We start from the raw sequence: 21,708 nt of genomic DNA, 5'->3' as shown, positions 1-21,708 counted from the left end.
AAAGTAAAAACCTTATACATTTAAAATGTTAGAAGAAAAGAATGATAACCTGCAAGAAGCAGACGGAAAATTAGAAATCGATACTACTGATTCTACACAAAACGATACTATAGAAACACCCGTTTCTGAAACAGTATCTGAAAATTCAATTTCGAATACTGAAATTGAAGAAGAAAAAAATGTAGAAACTGAAGAGACGGATCATCAAAATGCGCTGGATGCCATCACAAATTCTAATGCTGAAGAAAGTGAAGACGAAACACTGAAAGAGCGTCATGATATTCCTATGAAGGATTATCACACTTTTACATTAGACGCCCTTGTTGACGAGTTAAAGAAACTGGTAAACATAGACAAAATAATGTCTGTAAAAGACCATATTGAAGAAATAAAGAAATCATTTTTACTACAATACAATCATCTTATAGAAGAGAAAAAAGAAGAGTTTAACGCTTCAAAAGAAGATCCAAACGAAGAGTTTGAATATCATTCTCCTTTGAAATCTAAATTTGATGAATATTATAATGTTTTTAGAGAGAAAAGAAATGCTCACTTTAAACATTTACAAAGCAACTTAAAATCAAACTTAGACAATCGTCTTGCGATTGTAGAAGAATTAAAAGAGTTGATAAATCCACAGGAAAACATAAAAGATACTCTTAAACACTTTAATGATTTAAGAGAAAGATGGAAAAATGCTGGAGCGATTCCTAAAGACAAATACAATCACGTTTGGAACAACTACCATTTTCATGTAGAAAATTTTTATGATTATCTGCATTTAGATCGTGAAGCGAGAGACTTAGACTTTAAACACAATTTAGAGCAAAAGCAAAAAATTATTGCAAGAGTTGAAGAACTTGTAAATGAAAGTGACATAAGTAAGGCTTTCCGCGAATTACAAGATTTACATAGACTTTGGAAAGAAGATATTGGTCCTGTTTCTAAAGAGCACCGTGATACTATCTGGAACAAGTTTAGTGAATTGACAAAAAAGATTCATGACAAAAGAGAACTTTTGTTTGAAAGTCAGCGTGCAAACGAACACAACAATCTTGAAGCAAAAAAAGAAATCATTGCTAAGATTGAAGTTTTAGGAACAGAGAAAGTAAATTCACACTCGCAATGGCTGGTGCAAATTCAAAAAGTTGAAACGCTTCGAAATGAGTTTTTCGCAGCAGGAAAAGTACCATCAGAAGTAAATGAAGAGACTTGGGCTGCATTCAAAACTGCCGTAAGAAACTTTAATGCATTTAAAAATTCGTTTTATAAAGACATTAAAAAAGATCAAAACGACAATTTGAATAAGAAAATGGCTCTTGTTGCCAAAGCTAAAGAATTACAGGAAAGTGTTGACTTTAATGCAACTACTCCAATCATGAAACAAATTCAAGAAGAATGGAAACAGATTGGTCACGTTCCTAAAAAATATTCAGACAAAATCTGGAAAGAATTCAAAGACGCTTGTAACCATTATTTCGATAAACTAAAAGAACATAAATCAGAAGAAAACGGTGATGAAGTTGCTGCTTTTGACAACAAAAAAGCTTACTTAGATATTCTTCGTACTTATCAGTTGACGGGAGATCATAAAACTGATTTAGATGCAATTAAAAAACATATTGAGATCTGGAAAGGTTACGGAAAAGTTCCATTTTCAAGACGTCATATTGAAGGAAAATTCAACAAAATCCTTGATGCTCTTTTTGAAAAATTAAGCTTAAGCAAGAAAGAAACTGAAATGATTCGTTTTTCTAATCGAATTGATTCATTGAGCGACAGTAACGATACGCGCAAATTAGACAATGAAAAGATTTTCTTGATGCGTAAAATTGAGGAAGTTCAAAATGAAATTTTCCAATTAGAAAATAATATTCAGTTTTTTGCGAATACTAAAAATGCTAAAAAAGAGAATTCAATTGTTCTTGAAGTTCGTAAAAATATAGCGATCCACAAAGAAAGTCTTGATGTCTGGAAAGATAAATTGAAACAATTAAGAAACTTAGGTCAAGAATAACGTTTTAAGTTTAAACAATAAAAAAAGGTGTAATGATTTATTCGTTACACCTTTTTTATGTTAAAACGTTTTTTTTTCACCGCAAAGCACGCAAAGTTTTATATGCAAACTTTGTGTTTTTCTAACCGCAATGTAAAACAAAAATCTTAGCGCGCTTTGCGGTAAAATTCGCCCCAACCTTAATCTCATTTCAACCCGAAATTTAACATTATCATCAAACTTCGTAAAACCGTTCTAAAAAATATTGTTTATATTTGATAATCAACAAAATAACCACACTAATATTAATTCTAATAACGACAGAAAATGAAATTTACAAGAAAAGCAAATGCCAACTGGCAAGGAACCGGTATGGAAGGAAAAGGAACTATAAGTACACAAAGCACAACTTTAGACAAAGCACAACTCTCTTTTAAGACTAGATTTGCAGATGGCGTTGGTACAAATCCTGAAGAATTAGTCGCTGCAGCTCATTCAGGCTGTTTTACAATGCAATTAAGTTTTTTACTTAATGAAGCAGGTTTTATTGCCGATGATTTATCTACAGAGGCAACAGTAACTTTTGAAGATGGTTCTATTACTTTAATTCATTTGGACTTAAAAGGAAAAGTTCCTGGAATTTCTGCAGAAGAATTTGAAAAAACAGCCGCAAAAGCAAAAGAAATATGTCCGATTTCTAAACTCTTAAACACAACAATTACTCTTTCTGCGGCACTAGTAAATTAAGCTGAAAACAAAGCATAAAAAAACCATCAGCTGTGGCTGATGGTTTTTTCTTTATATAATGGGTAAAAGCTATTAGTTCATTGTAGCTTTTAAAGCTTTTGCTTCAGCAGTCATTTCTAACGCTTTGTAAACTCCTAATAATGTTTTAGAAACATCTTCGTTTTTAGGATCTAACTCGTTTGCTTTTTTAAGATAAGGAATTACTCCTTTAAAAACTTGCTCTCTTTGTGCTTTTAAAACATCGTAACGTTTCATATCTTTTGCAGAAGTTCCCAATTTATTCATCTCATCAATAATTGGTCTTTCAGCTTCTAATTTTAATGCAGCAAGATTAAGGTATGCATTAGTATAGCTCGGATTGATTTCAATAGCTTTTAAGTAATATTTCTCAGCATCAGCAGCATTCTTTGCATTTGCACTTAATACACCTAAATTAAAAACTAAATCAGCATTGTTTGGTTCTTTTTCTAACGCTTCACCAACCAATTTTTTATACATATCGAAATCTTTAGTTTCTAAATATAAATTCGCTTCTGTCAAAATCAAAGAAGTATCTTCTGGATTTGTTTTTCTAGCATCAGAAATCGCTTTCTTAGCATCTTCAGTACGTCCTTTTTGAACTAAAATCAACGCTAAGTTTTTATAAATTTCACCTCTTTTTGAAGGAATAGTTTCTGTTTTAGGTTTTTCGTGAGTTCCTAACTTTACAGCTAAATCTCTTTCTTTTGCATTGTTAAAACCATCTTCACTACTGTTTGCTTTATTTATTGCAGTATACATCGTTCCTTTTCCTGAATAGTTTAATTTTTTCAACTCTTCATACATTGGAAGGGCACTATCAAAATCTTGAGCATTTACTGCTGTCGAAGCTGCATAATACAAATTGATAGTATCATTTTTATCTAACAAATACGCTTCATATAATTTTTTAGCTCCTTCAGCACTTTTGTTAGATTGAGTATCAGCAATTGCAGAATTAATCAATTTACCTTTAATTTCAGTAATCGATGCTGCTCCCTGAGTTGAATACTTTTGTTTTTCAGATGCTTTTTCAACTTCAATTAATTTTTTATAGCTGTCAGCAGCTGCAGATAAGTTTTTACTTTCTTCAACTTTTTTATTTGCTAACTCTAAAAAAGCATTTCCTTGTACAAAATAGTACTGAGCCTGCTCAACATCTTTAGCATTAGCGATCAAGTTTTGAGCATCTTTTAATATCGTGATCGCTCCTTGAGCATCACCGCTTTTTAATGCCTTCTCAGCATTTTTAATTTGATCTTTTTGAGCAAAAGTAGCTACTGAAATCAGTAGTGCTGATGCAAGTATTACATATTTACTTTTCATAATGTTCAATTTGTATATTTAATTTTATTTTAGTGGTTTATAATTATTCTTCTGATTCTTCTTCCTCTGAATCGTCTTCGTCTTCAATTTCTTCTTCAGAATCATCATCATCGTCATCTTCTACAACACCATCGTCTTCAAGAACTTCTAAGTCTGGTTTAACTCTTTCGATTGCATTTTCAATAACATTGCCATCTTCATCTACAACAACTTCTTCAGCATCATCTTTCATTACTTTTGTAACAGCAGCGATAGAGTCTTTTCCTTTTAAGTTAATCAATCTCACACCTTGAGTTGCACGTCCCATAACACGTAAATCCTCAATAGCCATTCTAATAGTCAATCCAGATTTATTAATAATCATCAAATCATCCGCATCTGTTACAGCACTAATTGAGATAAGCTTTCCTGTTTTCTCAGTGATATTAAGAGTTTTAACCCCTTTACCTCCACGGTTTGTAATTCTATAAACATCTTCACCATCTTCATCAACTAATTTGGTACGTTTTCCGTATCCATTTTCAGTTACAACAAGAATTTGCGAATCGTTTACATCATTTTTAGCAACAGTAACCATACCAATTACTTCATCAGTTTCATCTTTTAAAGTAATTCCACGAACTCCTGAAGCTGTTCTTCCCATCGGACGTGTTTTTGTTTCTTCAAAACGAACCAATTTACCTGATTTAACAGCTAAAATAATTTGGCTTTCTCCATCAGTTAATTTCGCTTCAAGTAACTCATCTCCTTCTTTAATTGTAATAGCAGCAACACCATTTGCACGAGGTTTAGAATATTTCTCTAAAGAAGTTTTCTTAACCTGTCCTTGTTTAGTAACCATTACAAGATTATGAGTATTGATATAATCTTTGTCTTTTAAGTCTTGCGTACAAATGAAAGCTTTTACTTTATCATCGCTTTCAATATTCACTAAATTCTGAATTGCTCTTCCTTTAGCCGTTTTGCTTCCTTCTGGAATTTCGTAAACACGCATCCAGAAACATTTTCCTTTTTGCGTAAAGAACATCATATATTGGTGGTTTGTTGCAACGAACATATGCTCAAGGAAATCTTGATCTCTTGTTCCTGCGCTTTTTTGTCCAACTCCACCTCTATTTTGAGTTTTGTATTCAGTAAGATTTGTACGTTTAATGTAACCAGCATGAGAAATTGTAATGACTACATTTTCATCAGCAATTAAATCCTCGATACTTACGTCTCCACCTGAATATTCAATTTGAGAACGACGATCATCACCATATTTATCGCGAATTTCCTCCAATTCTTCTTTAATCAAATTCGTTCTTAAATTAACATCTGCTAATAAAGCTTTCAAATGCTCGATTAATTTCATTAATTCTTCAAACTCAGCTCTTAATTTATCCTGCTCCAGACCTGTTAACTGACGTAAACGCATCTCAACAATAGCACGAGCTTGAATATCTGACAAACTAAATCTTTCGATTAATTTATCACGAGCTTCTTCTGTATTTTTAGAACCTCTAATAATTGCAATTACTTCATCAATGTTATCCGAAGCAATAATCAAACCTTCTAATATATGAGCTCTCTCTTCTGCTTTACGTAATTCAAACTGCGTTCTTCTAACTACTACATCATGACGGTGCTCAATAAAGTAGTGAATCATATCTTTTAGATTCAATAATTGAGGACGTCCTTTTACCAATGCAATATTATTTACACTGAAAGAAGATTGTAATGAAGTATACTTATATAAGGTATTTAAAACTACGTTTGGTGTAGCGTCACGTTTCAAAATATAAACGATACGCATACCATTTCTATCAGACTCGTCGCGGATATTTGCGATACCTTCAATCTTTTTCTCGTTAACTAAATCAGCCGTACGTTTAATCATCTCGGCTTTGTTAACTTGATAAGGTATCTCAGTAACAATAATAGACTCTCTTCCGTCAACTTCTTCAAAACCAACTTTGGCACGCATTACAATACGTCCTCTACCCGTTTTAAAAGCTTCACGAACTCCTTCATAACCATATATTACACCACCAGTTGGAAAATCTGGAGCTTTAATATGTGTCATTAATTCATCTACTTCAATATCATTATTATCTAAGTACGCTAGTGTACCATTGATAACTTCAGTTAAATTGTGCGGCGGCATATTTGTCGCCATACCAACTGCAATACCTGTTGCTCCGTTTACTAATAAAGTAGGAACTCTTGTTGGCATTACTTTTGGCTCATATAATGTATCGTCAAAGTTTAATTGAAAATCAACAGTTTCTTTTTCGATATCTGCCATAATTTCTTCAGAAATCTTGCGCATTCTGGCCTCAGTATAACGCATCGCTGCCGGGCTGTCTCCATCTACAGATCCAAAGTTACCTTGACCATCCACTAATAAATAACGCATACTCCATTCTTGAGCCATACGCACCATTGCATCATATACCGAAGTATCTCCGTGCGGGTGATACTTACCCAGAACCTCTCCTACAATTCTCGCAGATTTTTTGTGGGCTGATCTTGAAGTCACACCTAAATCATACATTCCGTAAAGAACTCTTCGATGCACTGGTTTCAAGCCATCTCTAACATCCGGAAGCGCTCTCGATACAATTACTGACATCGAATAATCGATGTAAGCTGATTTCATTTCATCTTCAATGTTAATAGGAATTAACTTTTCTCCTTCAGACATAAGTTGTTATGTTTAAATAATTATATTAGTTTCAAAGCGTGCCAAGATACGTTTTTTTGGAATTTTTTCAGCTATTTACTTACACTTATTTCAATGATTTATTAACAACTTTATTTTGCCTTTTAGTTAATAAATTAAGCGTTTTTTAACTGTTTTTTTATTATTTTTTTTGTCAATTAGCTGACAGGAGTTCTCGATGGGTACGGTTTTTGTTTTTCAAACAGTAATTCACTAAATTTACAATACCAATTATATATTATGGATGATAATTTTTCACCAAGAGTAAAAGATGTTATTACATACAGTAAAGAAGAAGCCCTTCGTTTAGGACACGACTTTATTGGTACTGAACATCTAATGCTGGGCATTTTAAGAGATGGTAACGGAAAAGCTATTCATATACTTAATAACCTAGCAGTCGATTTAGATCATTTACGCAGGAAAGTAGAAATACTGAGTCCAGCTAACCACAGCGTGGAAGTAAATGCCGAAAAGAAAAATCTTCATCTTACCCGACAGGCCGAAAGAGCCCTGAAGACCACTTTTCTTGAAGCGAAAGTATTCCAAAGCTCATCAATTAGCACAGCTCACTTGCTTTTATGTATCTTACGAAACGAAAACGATCCAACAACCAAGCTGTTGAATAAACTAAAAATAGATTATGACATAGCTAAAGAACAATATTTAAACATGACGCCAAACGAAGAAGAATTCTTAGAAAACTTGCCAAGAAACGAATCGTATAATGACGATTCAGGACAAGATGACAGTCTAAAAGAAAGTAGTTTCAATAATCCAGCCAATAAGTCAAACAAAAAATCTAAGACTCCGGTTTTGGATAATTTTGGGAGAGATTTAACAGAAATGGCGGAAGAAGGAAAACTAGATCCAGTTGTTGGACGCGAAAAAGAAATTGAACGCGTTTCACAAATTCTAAGCCGTAGAAAAAAGAACAATCCGCTTCTTATTGGAGAACCTGGAGTTGGTAAATCTGCTATTGCAGAAGGACTTGCTTTGCGTATTATTCAGAAGAAAGTATCCCGTATCCTTTTCCACAAACGTGTTGTAACACTTGATTTAGCAAGTTTAGTTGCTGGAACAAAATACAGAGGACAGTTTGAAGAAAGAATGAAAGCCGTAATGAACGAGCTTGAAAAAAACGACGATATTATTCTTTTTATTGACGAAATTCACACTATTGTAGGTGCCGGCGGAGCAACAGGTTCACTTGATGCTTCAAACATGTTCAAACCTGCTTTAGCAAGAGGAGAAATTCAATGTATTGGTGCTACTACTCTAGACGAGTATAGACAATATATTGAGAAAGACGGCGCTTTAGAAAGACGTTTCCAAAAAGTAATTGTTGAACCAACTTCTGTTGAAGAAACAATTGCAATTTTAAATAACGTAAAAGACAAATACGAAGATCACCACAACGTGACTTACACCCAAGAAGCAATTGAAGCCTGCGTTAAATTAACAAACAGATATATGTCTGAGCGTTTCTTACCAGACAAAGCTATCGATGCTCTTGACGAAGCAGGATCTCGTGTTCACATCACTAATATTGACGTTCCAAAACAAATTCTTGATTTAGAACGCCAGTTAGAAGAAGTTCGTGAAATGAAAAACATGGTAGTTAAAAAACAAAAATATGAAGAAGCTGCCAAACTTCGCGATGATGAAAAACGCATAGAAAAAGATCTAGCTGCTGCGCAAGAACAATGGGAAGAAGATTCTAAAAACAACAGAATTGAAGTTACAGAAGATAACGTAGCTGATGTTGTTTCGATGATGACAGGAATTCCTGTAAACAGAATTGCACAAACAGAAAGCAACAAATTAGCTCAATTACCTGAATTAATTCAGAACAAAGTAATTGGTCAAAATGAAGCCGTTCTTAAAATTGCACGTTCTATTCAACGTAACAGAGCCGGACTTAAAGATCCTAACAAACCAATTGGTTCATTTATTTTCTTAGGTCAGACTGGTGTTGGTAAAACGCAATTAGCAAAAGTACTTGCAAAAGAATTATTCGATTCTGAAGATGCATTAGTTCGTATCGACATGAGCGAATACATGGAAAAATTTGCAATTTCTCGTTTAGTTGGAGCGCCTCCGGGATACGTTGGTTACGAAGAAGGCGGACAATTGACCGAAAAAGTTCGTAGAAAACCATATTGTGTTGTTCTTTTAGATGAGATCGAAAAAGCGCATCCAGACGTGTTTAATATGATGCTTCAAGTTTTAGATGATGGATATTTAACAGATAGTTTAGGTCGTAAAATCGACTTTAAAAATACTATAATTATCATGACATCTAACGTTGGAGCACGTCAGTTAAAAGATTTTGGACAAGGCGTAGGATTCGGAACTGCTGCAAAAGTGGCTCAAGCCGATGAAAACTCTAAAAGCATTATCGAAAATGCTTTGAAGAAAACTTTCGCTCCTGAATTCTTAAACAGAATTGACGACGTAATCGTATTCAACGCATTAGAAAAAGCTGATATCGATTTAATTATCGAAATTGAACTTAAAAAACTATATTCTCGTATTGCTGAATTAGGTTACAAACTAAGCTTAACTGACAAAGCAAAAGCATTTATTGCTGAAAAAGGCTTTGACAGACAATTTGGTGCAAGACCGCTTAAAAGAGCAATTCAGAAATATGTTGAGGATTTATTAGCCGAAGAAATCATCACTTCAAAAATACATTCAGGTGATGAAATCATGATGGATTTAAAAGATGACTCACAAGAGCTTTCAGTAGAAATTCACAAAGCTGAAGAGCCTACAAATCAATAAAATGATTTAAATTTATAACAAAAATAATATACCCGTTACGTTTTCATAACATAACGGGTATTTTTTTTGGATAATTTACTATCTTTAGTAAAAGCAAATAGCTATTTTTGGATATTAAATTCTATAATAAAAAACAACGTATGCTTCAACACAAAGTCATTTTAGGCAGCGAAGAATGGTGCTCATTTCCAGAACTAGGAATCCCGACAATCAAGGCTCGGGTTGATTCTGGTGCCAAAACATCAGCAATGCACGCCATAAACATAGCTCCTTTTATAAAAAATGATGCCAATTGGGTGAAATTTGACATTAATCCAATTCAAAATAACATCAAAACCATCATTCATTGTGAAGCACCACTGGTTGACAAAAGAATTGTAAAAAGCTCAAGCGGTTTTAGAGAACATCGTTATGTAATTCAAACCAGCATTAAAATTGGCGATTCAAAATGGCCAATCGAAATGACTTTGACCAATCGTGATTCTATGGGCTTTAGAATGCTTTTAGGACGTGAAGCCATGAGCGGCCGTGTATTGGTCGATCCAGAAGAAAAATACCTTCTTGGACAGCCAACTCCAGAATCTCTTAAAGAATTATATCAAAATTCAGAAAAAGCCAGTTCAGGCTTACGAATTGGACTATTAGCCAGTAATCCTGAATTATACAGTAATAAAAGAATCATGGAAGCAGGAGAAATGCGTGGTCATGAAATGCATTTTTTAAATATTAAAGAATGCTACATGAAACTGGACGCCAAAACTCCTGAAATTCATTACAGAGGCGGAAAAATTTTAAATCAATTTGACGCTATTATTCCAAGAATCCGACCAAGTATTACATTCTATGGTTGCGCATTAACACGTCAGTTTGAAGCTTTAAAAGTTTTCTGTTTAAACTCAGCAACAGCCATAACACAATCTCGCGATAAATTATATTCACTGCAATTACTTTTAAACAGCGGAATTGATATTCCAACAACTGGTTTTGCTAATTCTCCGCTTGATACAGACAACTTAATTAAAATGGTTGGCGGTTCACCTTTAATTGTCAAATTATTAGAAGGAACACAAGGAAAAGGAGTCGTTTTAGCCGAAACTAAAAAAGCCGCAGAAAGTGTTATCAATGCTTTTAAAAGTTTAAATGCTAATATTCTAGTTCAAGAATTCATTAAAGAAGCCAACGGAAAAGATATTCGCTGCTTTGTAATCGACGGGAAAGTAGTTGCTGCAATTCAGCGTGAAGCTATGCCGGGCGAGTTTAGAGCCAATATTCACCTTGGCGGAACTGCATCTGTAATAAAAGTAACAGCGGAAGAAAAAAAGATCGCTATTAAAGCCGCAAAAGCAATGGATTTAAAAGTGGCAGGAGTCGATATTATTCGATCTTCTAAAGGACCGTTATTACTTGAAGTAAACTCTTCTCCAGGTCTTGAAGGAATCGAAGGCGCAACTAATAAAGATGTTGCCGGAGAAATGATTAAAGCCATTGAGAAAAATTTCAAACTATAATTAAGTTCATTTAAACTTAATAACGCATAAATAATTTAGCAGCTTTGTCAAAGTTTCAAACTTTGACAAAGCTTTTTTATTTAACTTTAATAAAACAAAAGAATAGAAATGATACAATTCCCTTATTTAGATATAATAATCAGAAGTGTTGCGGTCTACTTTTTTATGACTATCGCTTTACGAATATTCGGTAAAAAAGAACTTTCGCAATTAAATACAGCCGATATAATTTTAATTCTGTTAATCAGTAATTCGGTTCAGAATGCAATGGTTGGTCCAGATACTAGTCTTGTTGGCGGTTTAGTAGCCGCTTTGGTTTTATTTGTAATTAACTTCACGATAAAAAAGCTGACTCATCGTTATAAAACACTAAACAATTTACTTTTAGACAAACCCGAGATTCTTATTCATAACGGTAAACTTGATTTTAAAGCCTTAAGCAAATTAGACATCTCACACGACGAATTAAAAGAAGCGGCACGTGAACATGGTTTAGAACATTTAACAGATATAAAGCTCGCTATGTTAGAAATAGACGGTACAATCAGTATTATTTCGCAAGATCAAAAGAAATTAAAACAAACGCATTATAAACGAAAACACAATCGTAAAAATCTTCAAAAGTTTTAAAACAAAAAAAAAGCCGATTGCAAATTGAAATCGGCTTTTTAAATATTTAGATGAAATGCAATTTATACTCACATTTCATAATAATCACTTTAAGAAATAAATATGCTTAGTACAAAATAAACCAAACCTGCCAATAAAGCTGAAATTGGAATAGTTAATACCCAAGCCCAGATTAAACTTACTGTAACTCCCCATCTTACCGCAGATACACGTTTAGTTAACCCAACTCCAATGATAGATCCAGTAATAGTATGCGTTGTACTTACAGGAATTTTCAAATGTTCAGTAAAATAAAGGGTTAATGCACCCGCAGTTTCTGCAGCAACACCTTCAAATGAACTAACTTTTGTGATTTTAGAACCCATTGTTTTCACAATTTTCCATCCACCGCTTAAAGTTCCCGCAGCAATTGCAGAATAACACGCTAACGGAATCCATCCAGGCATCACTCCTTTTATTCCTAAATCATCATTTGGTAAAACAACATCTAACCAAGCATCCATATGAACACCAGGATTTGTGTTGATATATACCGCAACCGCAGCAGCGATAATACCCATTACTTTTTGAGAATCATTTCCTCCGTGACCTAAACTAAAAGCTGCAGAAGATAATAATTGCATTTTTTTCAAAGCAGCATCAGCTTGATGAAGATTCAAACTACTGAATATTAAACAAAAAGTACTTACCGTTAAAATAATAAAGGCAACTAAAAACCATTTAATATTATGAGCTTCAAAAGCAACACTCCAAAAATGAGAATCAAATCTAGGTTTTTCGATTTCAGAATAAGGAATCATTTGAGTATATACAAACCATACAGTTGCAATCATCAAAAGTCCTGTAAAAATCTTAGGACCAATACTTTTACGAGAAGCATTTAAAAGCCAGATCGAAATTAAGTACGAAGCCAAAGCTCCTAATAAAGGCGCTAAAACAATAAATGCAATGATAATAAGAACTCCCGAAGGCATTGCACCATCTTTTCCTGCTTTATACCAGCTTACAATTTCATACCAATAATGTGTTGTTCCGTCTTCACCAATATAACCAGAGAAACCATGAACTGCAATTGCATGCGCAACAGCTGCTCCCGCAAAACCTCCAATTAAAGTATGTGAAGAACTTGAAGGAATTCCTAACCACCAAGTTAGTAAGTTCCAACAGATTGCCGCAATAACACCGGCAAGAATTACCACTAGGTTAATTTCCATTGTGTGCGCTGTTTTAGCAACAGTATCCGCAACACCAAATCCGAAAACCCAATAAGCCAGAAAGTTAAAAAATGCTGCCCAAAGAACGGCCTGAAAAGGCGTTAAAACCTTTGTAGCAACAACAGTCGCTATAGCATTTGCCGCATCATGAAAACCATTGATGTAATCAAATATTAAAGCTAATACTATAATTAATATAAGTAGCGTCATAAAATTATAACTTCAGAATGAAAAATTGAATTAAGAATGTTTTACAGAAATAGATTCTAGTATGTTCGCAACACTCTTACACTTGTCTGTTGCTGATTCTAAAACAGATAACACTTCTTTATATTTAATAATATTTTTAGCATCTGTTTCGTTTTCAAAAATTTCAAAAACTGCTTTGTTATATACATTATCAGACTTGTTTTCCAGCTTGTTAATTCTAGCACAAGAATCTTTGATAACTTTAAAATTCTTTAAGTTTCTCAACTCTTTTACTGCACTGTCAATGTTTTGACAAGCTTCAAGGTTGATTTCTGTCATCTTTCTGATCGATTTTGTAATCTTATCAACTTGATACAATTTCATACGGCTTGCTGCACCATGAAGATAATCGGCAACGTTATCAATAGAAGTAATCAAGGTATGAATATCCTCTCTATCAAATGGAGTAATAAAATTTCTACTCAATTCAAGATTGGTTTGACGCGTAATATCTTCACCTTTTTGCTCTAATTCATCAATTTTTTGAAAAAGAACTTCTCTTTCTTTCAATGGAAGGTTTACAGCTTCGTGTAAATTAGAAGCTAATTCAATTAAATTGCTTGAAGCCTCTTCAAAAAGTGGAAAGAATTTCTTGTCTTTCGGCACTAAAAATTGGAAAATACTGTTTATTGACATTTTTATATTTTTGATAGTGCAAAATTACTTCAATAATATTTTACAATGTTAAGCCATTGTTAACAAATCGTTTTCAATTTGGAAACTATCAAGGAACGAAATAGTCTTTTCAATGTCATAATGTAAGATTCTATCCTCTTTTACCAAAGGCACAACTTCTCTATAGCTATTCAAGAACATTTCAATAAAATCGCTTGATTTTAAAGGTTCTCTGTAGGCAATTGCCTGTGAAGCATTTAACAATTCGATTGCCAAAATTCGCTCTAAATTATCCATAACACGCAAAGCTTTAGTAGCTCCGTTTGCTCCCATACTCACATGATCTTCCTGTCCATTACTAGAAACAATACTATCTATACTTGACGGAGTTGCTAGTTGTTTGTTCTGACTTGCAATACTTGCTGCTGTATATTGCGGAATCATAAAACCAGAATTCAATCCTGGATTATCAACTAAAAAAGCTGGAAGATTGCGCAATCCTGAAATCAATTGATACGTTCTTCTTTCAGAAATACTTCCTAATTCAGCCAAAGCAATTGCCATAAAATCTAATGCTAAAGCTAAAGGCTGTCCGTGGAAATTTCCACCAGAAATAATCTGATCTGCTTCTATAAATATATTTGGATTATCTGTAACCGAGTTGATCTCTGTTTTGAATACTTTTCTAACATAATCAATGGCATCTTTTGATGCGCCGTGAACTTGAGGCATACAACGGAAAGAATACGGATCTTGAACGTGTTTTTTCTCTTGAGCAATAATTTCGCTTCCTTCCAAAAATTCATTAATACGTTGTGCTGTTACAATCTGCCCTTTATGCGGACGTATATAATGTATCAATTCATTAAACGGCTCAATTCTTCCATCAAAACCTTCCAATGAAATTGTTCCGATTAAATCTGCCAAATACGAATATTTATAGGCTTTTAATAAAATGTGAGCTCCATAAGCACTCATAAACTGCGTTCCGTTTAGTAAAGCCAAACCTTCTTTTGACTGAAGAACAATTGGCTCCCAGTTAAAATGTTTTAAAACTTCGGCAGAAGCCATTCTTTTACCTTCAAAAAACACTTCACCTTCACCTAATAACGGTAAAGATAAATGGGCTAGCGGCGCTAAATCTCCAGACGCTCCTAATGATCCTTGTGTATAAATAACCGGCAGAATATCATTATTATAAAAATCAACCAAACGCTCTAATGTAACAAGCTGTACACCAGAATGTCCGTAACTTAAAGATTGAATCTTAAGTAAAAGCATCAATTTTACAACTGCTGCAGGAACTTCTTCGCCAGTTCCGCAAGCATGCGACTTAACAAGATTCTCCTGAAGCTGTGATAAATTTTCATTAGAGATTTTCACATTACAAAGCGATCCAAAACCGGTATTGATTCCGTAAATTGGTTCTGAATGTGAAGCCATCTTTTTATCTAGATAATCACGGCATTTTTGCACGTTTACTTTTGCCTCTTCAGACAATTCAAGTTTTTTATCTAGAACGATGATTTCTTGTAAAGCTTCTAAACTTAATGTTTCTGTACTTATATAATGGATTTCTCTCATGATGTTTTTCAATTTAAGATGTCAAAATTCAACAAATCAATATTAAAAAGCAACATTTTATCACAATAATTAAAATTTCAATGCAAGTCATTCTTCACTTTTATTTTTTTCTCAATGCTAAAAACTGAGTCTTTTACTGCTTTTTGCCTATTTTTTCATTAAAAATCAACTCGTTGCAATAGGTTTTTATTTCAAAATGCGTTCTTAATAATATCAAAACCTCAATTTAGGTTATCTAATTTTAACAAATACTCAATATTGAAATTTTGAGATTTGAATTATTAAAATATTCGTAAAAAGGCTCAAGGAGTTTTAATTACATCTAAAAAACAGTACTTTTGAAAAATCAAAATGAAAAGTAACAGCGTAAAATATCATTCTACAATAACAACTCAAACTAGAGTTGCAATTGCTGCTACCATTACTTCTACTACAACAACTACTACCCCTTAGGGGTATACATTTTTACATATAATCCTAGGTTACCTATACTTTTTTCTTGAAAGAAGAGAGTTATTGGATAGATAAAATATTTGCATAAAAGAAAAAAAATATCAAAATGAAAGTATTAAAATTTGGCGGAACTTCGGTAGCCAATGCTCAAAATATAAAACTCGTTCTCGAAATTGTTAATCAAAAATCAAAAACAGATAAATTAGTTGTTGTAGTTTCTGCGCTTAGCAAAGTAACCGATTTATTGCAATTAGCAGCTGCAAAAGCGGCAGCGAGTGACGAGAGTTTTAGAGATATTGTTGCCGAAATAGAGAAAAAACATCTTGACACGCTAAAAGAACTTATACCTGTAAGTGAGCAAAGCAGCTTGTTGAGCCATGTAAAAAGAATCATAAATCATCTGGAAACGTTACTAGACGGCTGTTTTTTATTAGGAGAATTATCTCCAAGAACTGCTGATACTATTTTAAGTTTTGGCGAATTACTTTCGTCTTTTATCATCGCACAGGCTTATCAGCAAATTGACAAAAATGCGGTTTATAAAGACAGCCGCGAATTAATAAAAACAAATAATAATTTTGGTAAAGCAGTTGTAAATTTTGAAGCATCAAACAATTTGATTCAAGAATATTTTGCACAAAATCAAGCACAAATCAATATTTTACCTGGTTTTATAGCACAAACTCCTGATGGAATTACTACTACTTTAGGCCGCGGCGGTTCTGATTATACAGCTGCAATTGTTGCAGGCGCTCTTGAAGCAGAACAATTAGAAATTTGGACTGATGTAAACGGAATGTTTACTGCAAATCCAAAAATTGTTAAGCAAGCAAGACCTATTGCCGACATTTCGTATCAGGAAGCGATGGAATTATCGCATTTTGGAGCCAAAGTTTTATATCCGCCAACAATTCAGCCGGTTTTAAGAAAAAACATTCCAATTTTAATCAAAAATACTTTTGAACCAGAAGCCCAAGGAACTTTGATTTCTAACCATGTTTCCTCAAAAGATACTGTTGTAAAAGGAATCAGTCATATCGATAATATTTCGCTTGTAACACTTGAAGGTCCGGGAATGATTGGCGTTTCAGGTTCATCAAAACGTTTGTTTGAAGTCTTGTCTCAGGAAAAAATCAATGTTATATTTATTACTCAAGCTTCTTCTGAGCATTCAATCTGTATTGGAATTTTAAATTCGGATGCTGATAATGCCGAAGCTGCAATTAATAGAGCTTTTGAAATTGAAATTCTTCAAAATAAAATTGATCCGTGTATCGTTGAAAAAGATCTTTGCATTATTGCTTTGGTTGGCGAAAACATGAAAAATCACCAAGGTTTAAGCGGAAGAATGTTCAGTACTTTAGGTAAAAACAACGTGAACATTCGTGCCATTGCTCAAGGTGCTTCAGAAAGAAATATCTCGACTGTAATTAACGAAAGAGACGTTAAAAAAGCATTAAATACTTTACACGAAAATTTCTTTGAAGAAAACACAAAACAGCTCAACTTATTTGTAATGGGAGTTGGAAATGTGGGCGAAAAATTCATCGAGCAGATTCACAATCAAAGAAAATTTTTAAAAGACAATTTAAAAATTAATGTTCGTGTAATCGCTTTATCAAACTCTAGAAAAATGCTTTTTGATGAAGACGGAATCTCATTAAAAGACTGGAAATCGGCTTTAGACAAAGGTGAACCAGTTAATGCTGCAGAATTTATTCTGCGTGCAAAAGAAATGAATTTACGTAACAGTATTTTTGTTGATATTACAGCAAATGCAAGCGTTTCTGAATTGTACGAACAATTCCTAAAACAAAGTATTGCGGTTGTAACTTGCAACAAAATTGCGTGTTCATCTGCTTATGATAATTATAAAAAACTAAAAAGCTTATCTCGCCAATACAACGCTCCGTTTTTATTTGAAACGAATGTTGGTGCGGGATTACCAATTATAGACACAGTAAAAAACTTAATTGCTTCTGGCGATAAAGTGCATAAAATTCAGGCGGTTTTATCTGGAAGTTTGAACTTCATTTTCAATAATTTCGACAAAAACAATTCTTTCCACGATGTGGTAAAAGAAGCCGGAGTTCAAGGATTTACAGAACCAGATCCAAAAATTGACTTAAGCGGAATCGACGTTGCTCGTAAAATTCTGATTCTAATTCGCGAAAGCGGTTATGAAATGGATATTGACGCGATCGCAAACGAATCGTTTTTGCCGGCAGATTGTTTAGCGACAACAAACAACGAAGACTTTTTTGCATCGTTAATCAAACACGCTTCACATTTTGAAGGTATTTACAACGAAGCTTTAGCCAAAGATTCAAGATTGAAATACGTTGCACAATTCGAAAACGGAAAAGCAAGCGTTGGTCTGCAATTCATCCCAAAAGATCACCCTTTTTACAACTTAGAAGGAAAAGACAATATTGTATTGTTTTACACAGATCGCTACGTAGATCAGCCTTTATTGATAAAAGGAGCGGGTGCCGGAGCAGCTGTTACAGCATCAGGAATTTTTGCAGACGTTATTAGAATAGGGAATATTTAGAGGTGCTAAGGTTCTAAGACGCTAAGGTTCTGAGTTTTTTTCAAAACTGATCTTAGCCTCTTAGAATCTCAAAACCTTAGAAACTAAAAAATAAAAAGTTGCTACAGAAACCTTAGAATCTTAGCATCTTAGAACCTCAGAACCTTAGAAATGGAAATAAAACTATTTTGCCCAGCAACTATTGCAAACCTCTCATGCGGATTTGATGTACTTGGACTTTGCTTAGACAATGCGGGCGATGAAATGATTGTTCGAAAAGTCGATCAAAAAGGAGTTCGAATCACTAAAATTGTAGGTGCTGATCTGCCTTTGGAAACCGAGAAAAACGTTTCTGGAGTTGCGGCTTTGGCAATGCTTGAAACTTTAGGCGTTTTGGATTTTGGATTTGAAATTGAAATTTACAAACACATAAAAGCCGGAAGCGGAATTGGAAGCAGTGCGGCAAGTTCTGCCGGAGCAGTTTTCGGAATCAATGAATTATTAGGAAGACCTTATTCTCGTAAAGATTTGGTTCAGTTTGCGATGCAGGGCGAAAAATTAGCCAGCGGAAACGCGCATGCAGATAATGTTGCTCCTGCCCTTTTAGGCGGATTTACTTTAGTTAGAAGTTACGCTCCGCTTGATATTATTAGAATTGACAGTCCAGAAGAATTGTACGCAACGGTTGTTCACCCGCAAATTGAGTTGAAAACGTCTGATGCTCGTTCGGTTTTAAAACAAAACGTTTCGCTGAAAAGCGCCATCATGCAGTGGGGAAATGTCGGCGGACTTGTTGCAGGTCTTTACACCAAAGATTACGATTTGATTGGAAGATCGCTTCATGACGAAATTGTTGAACCTTTAAGAAGTGTTTTAATTCCGGGATTTGACCAAATCAAACAAACGGCTTACGAAAATGGCGCTTTAGGTTCTGGAATTTCAGGTTCAGGCCCGTCGATTTTTGCTTTAAGCAGAGGAAAAAATACCGCTGACCAAATCGCAAAAGCCATGAGCGACGTTTACGAAAGAATGAGTTTACCATATGAAATTCACGTTTCGAAGATAAATCCGGATGGCGTGAGGATTATATAACACCAATTTCACGAATTTTCCCGAATTGATTTGTGAAACAATTTAAACAAAAAGAAAAAACAAAACGTTTGTCAGACTGAGCGGAGTCGAAGCCTCACAAAGTATAGACACGATACATAACCGTGCAGTTTGTCATTTCGACTGAAAGGAGAAATCTTCACAAGAAGCTCGACAAAGTACAGACATAAAGAATATCCATATAGTTTGTCATTTCGAGGAACGAGAAATCTTCGCGAGAAGCTCGACAAAGATTGACTTATTGGAACAGAGTTACTTGCGAAGATTTCTCCTTACGTCGAAATGACAAAAATGCTTAAAAATAACTATTGAATAAAAAATATTACCACAAAGCTTTGCGATCTCTGCGTTTTCAAAAGAAACCAATTCCTTGCGTTCTTTGCGGTTAAATAAAAAACAACCAATGAAATACTACAGTTTAAACCACAATGCCCCAAAAGTTTCTTTTCAGGAAGCTGTTATACAAGGATTAGCGAGTGATAAAGGATTATATTTCCCAGAAAATATCACCGCGTTAGATGCATCATTTTTTGATAAAATCGAAAGTTTAAGCCACGAAGAAATTGCTTTTGAAGCGATTAAACAATTAGTTGGCGATGAAATCCCTGCAGACAAATTAAAAGAAATCATTGCTGACACTTTGGTTTTTGATTTTCCAGTTGTAAAAGTCGAAGACGGAATCTATTCGTTAGAATTATTTCACGGCCCAACAATGGCTTTTAAAGACGTTGGAGCGCGTTTTATGTCGCGTTGTTTGGGCTATTTCAATAAAGACAAAAAAGACGCTAAAAACACCGTTTTAGTAGCCACTTCTGGAGATACAGGCGGAGCTGTTGCGAGCGGATTTTTAGGCGTTGACGGTGTCGATGTTGTCATTTTATATCCGTCAGGAAAAGTGAGCGATATTCAGGAAAAACAATTGACTACTTTAGGGCAAAACATTAAAGCGCTTGAAGTTGATGGTGTTTTTGACGATTGTCAGGATATGGTAAAAAAAGCGTTTTTAGATGAAACTCTGGCGCATAAAAACCTTACCTCAGCAAATTCTATTAATATTGCGCGCTGGTTGCCGCAAATGTTTTATTTCTTCTTTGCTTACAAAGCGTTGAAAAGCCAAAACAAACCGTTAGTTTTCTCTTGCCCAAGCGGAAACTTTGGGAATATCTGTGCTGGAATTATGGCAAAGAAATTAGGTTTGCCAATTGAGCATTTCGTTGCTTCTACAAACGTAAACGATACGGTGCCAAGATTCTTAGAAAACGGAAAATACGACCCAAAACCTTCTAAAGCAACAATCTCTAACGCCATGGATGTTGGAAACCCAAGCAACTTTATTAGAATTCAAGAATTGTACAATAATGACTTAAAAGCTTTCGAAAAAGACTTCTCTTCTTATAGTTATACCGATGAAGAAACACTTGAAGCGCTAAAGAAAATTTATAACACAGACGGTTATATCGCAGAACCTCACGGTGCTGTTGGTTATTTAGGTTTGAAAAAAGAGCTTGAAAAACACCCAAACGCAATTGGTATTTTCTTAGAAACAGCACATCCTATTAAATTCTTAGATGTTGTTGAGCCAGCTTTGGGAATTACACTTCCTATTCCAGCTCAAATTGAAAATGTTATTAATGAGGAGAAAGTTAGTGTGAAGATTAAGAGTTATGAGGAGTTGAAGGCTTTTTTGGGATAAAAAAACACATAGATTATTAAAGCGAGTAAAAAAATACTCGCTTTTTTTATTGGATTACCATTAATTATTTTGACTTAATATATAAAAAATATCAAGTACGGAAATCCGTAAAAATTGGCAATAAAAAAAACATATATTTGAAAAGCAAGAAAACGAAATAAAGTTTCTCTTATCTACCCCTATTTAGGTGTATATCCGAAAGTTTGTTTCCCCAATAAATGAGATATTTTAAAAAATAAAATTGTGCAAAAAGTTATCGAAATAATTGAATATGAAAACGAAAGTCACAAAGTAGATTTCAAAAAAACGCAATATATTTTAGGAAAAGATACTAAAAAGAATGAAATTCTTAAAGACTTTTCTGCATTTACAAATCATTTATCTGATGATGAAAAGTACATAATCATTGGTATAAAAGAAAATCAGGACAAAACAAAAGATATTTTTGGAATTGAAAATCCAACTGATGAAGCTACATATCGCCAGTTTATTAATGAAAATATTGAACCTCAAATAAATTTTGAATACAATAATTTTACTT

General features: G+C 33.9%; 14 protein-coding genes. 9 read left to right on the top strand and 5 right to left on the bottom strand.

Annotated elements, in window-relative coordinates:
• The first annotated feature begins 25 nt into the window (after positions 1-25).
• Both BOW57_RS17330 and BOW57_RS17325 read left to right on the top strand, forming a co-directional pair.
• The gene (locus tag BOW57_RS17330) at positions 26-2,017 is read left to right on the top strand and encodes a DUF349 domain-containing protein (RefSeq protein ID WP_129056069.1); all 1,992 of its coding nucleotides are present in this window, start codon (positions 26-28) and stop codon (positions 2,015-2,017) included.
• A 306-nt stretch (positions 2,018-2,323) separates the two neighbouring features.
• The gene (locus tag BOW57_RS17325; protein WP_129056067.1) at positions 2,324-2,743 is read left to right on the top strand and encodes an OsmC family protein; all 420 of its coding nucleotides are present in this window, start codon (positions 2,324-2,326) and stop codon (positions 2,741-2,743) included.
• Between the two features lie 72 nt (positions 2,744-2,815).
• Here the strand turns inward: BOW57_RS17325 and BOW57_RS17320 are convergent, their stop codons facing one another.
• Together BOW57_RS17320 and gyrA are read right to left on the bottom strand one after the other, a co-directional pair.
• Positions 2,816-4,087, bottom strand: coding sequence for a tetratricopeptide repeat protein (locus tag BOW57_RS17320; protein ID WP_129056065.1), 1,272 nt, complete (start codon positions 4,085-4,087; stop codon positions 2,816-2,818).
• Between the two features lie 43 nt (positions 4,088-4,130).
• Complete coding sequence (gyrA, locus tag BOW57_RS17315) at positions 4,131-6,773, bottom strand: DNA gyrase subunit A (RefSeq protein ID WP_129056063.1); 2,643 nt, start codon at positions 6,771-6,773, stop codon at positions 4,131-4,133.
• Between the two features lie 258 nt (positions 6,774-7,031).
• Here gyrA and BOW57_RS17310 point away from each other — a divergent pair, with 258 nt between their 5' ends.
• The 3 genes from BOW57_RS17310 (at position 7,032) to BOW57_RS17300 (ending at position 11,716) form a co-directional block, all read left to right on the top strand.
• Complete coding sequence (locus tag BOW57_RS17310; protein WP_089052329.1) at positions 7,032-9,578, top strand: ATP-dependent Clp protease ATP-binding subunit; 2,547 nt, start codon at positions 7,032-7,034, stop codon at positions 9,576-9,578.
• 140 nt (positions 9,579-9,718) lie between these two features.
• Entirely contained in the window at positions 9,719-11,086 is a 1,368-nt protein-coding gene (gene rimK / locus BOW57_RS17305; protein WP_089052330.1) for a 30S ribosomal protein S6--L-glutamate ligase, read from the top strand.
• 108 nt (positions 11,087-11,194) lie between these two features.
• Positions 11,195-11,716 carry a DUF421 domain-containing protein gene (locus BOW57_RS17300; protein WP_129024434.1) on the top strand — a complete coding sequence of 174 codons (522 nt, stop codon included), beginning with the start codon at positions 11,195-11,197 and terminating at the stop codon, positions 11,714-11,716.
• Positions 11,717-11,805: 89 nt separating this feature from the next.
• Here BOW57_RS17300 and BOW57_RS17295 read toward each other — a convergent pair whose 3' ends face one another.
• From BOW57_RS17295 to hutH, 3 genes are read right to left on the bottom strand one after another with little or no spacing between them, the layout of a single operon-like run.
• A complete protein-coding gene (locus tag BOW57_RS17295; protein WP_129056061.1) occupies positions 11,806-13,140 on the bottom strand; it encodes an inorganic phosphate transporter in 1,335 nt (444 codons plus the stop codon).
• 30 nt (positions 13,141-13,170) lie between these two features.
• Positions 13,171-13,815 carry a DUF47 domain-containing protein gene (locus BOW57_RS17290; RefSeq protein ID WP_089052333.1) on the bottom strand — a complete coding sequence of 215 codons (645 nt, stop codon included), beginning with the start codon at positions 13,813-13,815 and terminating at the stop codon, positions 13,171-13,173.
• Between the two features lie 48 nt (positions 13,816-13,863).
• Positions 13,864-15,378 carry a histidine ammonia-lyase gene (gene hutH / locus BOW57_RS17285; protein ID WP_089052334.1) on the bottom strand — a complete coding sequence of 505 codons (1,515 nt, stop codon included), beginning with the start codon at positions 15,376-15,378 and terminating at the stop codon, positions 13,864-13,866.
• A gap of 559 nt (positions 15,379-15,937) precedes the next feature.
• On the opposite strand from hutH, the gene thrA reads away from it, so the two are divergent.
• From thrA to BOW57_RS17265, 4 genes are all read left to right on the top strand, one after another.
• Positions 15,938-18,385 (top strand): bifunctional aspartate kinase/homoserine dehydrogenase I, encoded by a 2,448-nt coding sequence (thrA, locus tag BOW57_RS17280; protein WP_129056060.1) that lies wholly within the window; start codon positions 15,938-15,940, stop codon positions 18,383-18,385.
• Positions 18,386-18,535: 150 nt separating this feature from the next.
• Entirely contained in the window at positions 18,536-19,456 is a 921-nt protein-coding gene (locus BOW57_RS17275) for a homoserine kinase (RefSeq protein ID WP_129056058.1), read from the top strand.
• Between the two features lie 421 nt (positions 19,457-19,877).
• On the top strand, positions 19,878-21,167 hold the full coding sequence (gene thrC / locus BOW57_RS17270) for a threonine synthase (RefSeq protein WP_129056056.1): 1,290 nt from the start codon (positions 19,878-19,880) through the stop codon (positions 21,165-21,167).
• Between the two features lie 243 nt (positions 21,168-21,410).
• Positions 21,411-21,708 (top strand): helix-turn-helix domain-containing protein (locus tag BOW57_RS17265; RefSeq protein ID WP_206734758.1); only part of this gene is annotated, 298 nt, incomplete at its 3' end.

Source organism: Flavobacterium sp. YO64, from assembly GCF_004119505.1.
Lineage (GTDB): Bacteria > Bacteroidota > Bacteroidia > Flavobacteriales > Flavobacteriaceae > Flavobacterium > Flavobacterium oncorhynchi.
Note: the sequence above shows the minus strand (reverse complement) of the source record. Positions and strands in the feature narration are given on the sequence as shown.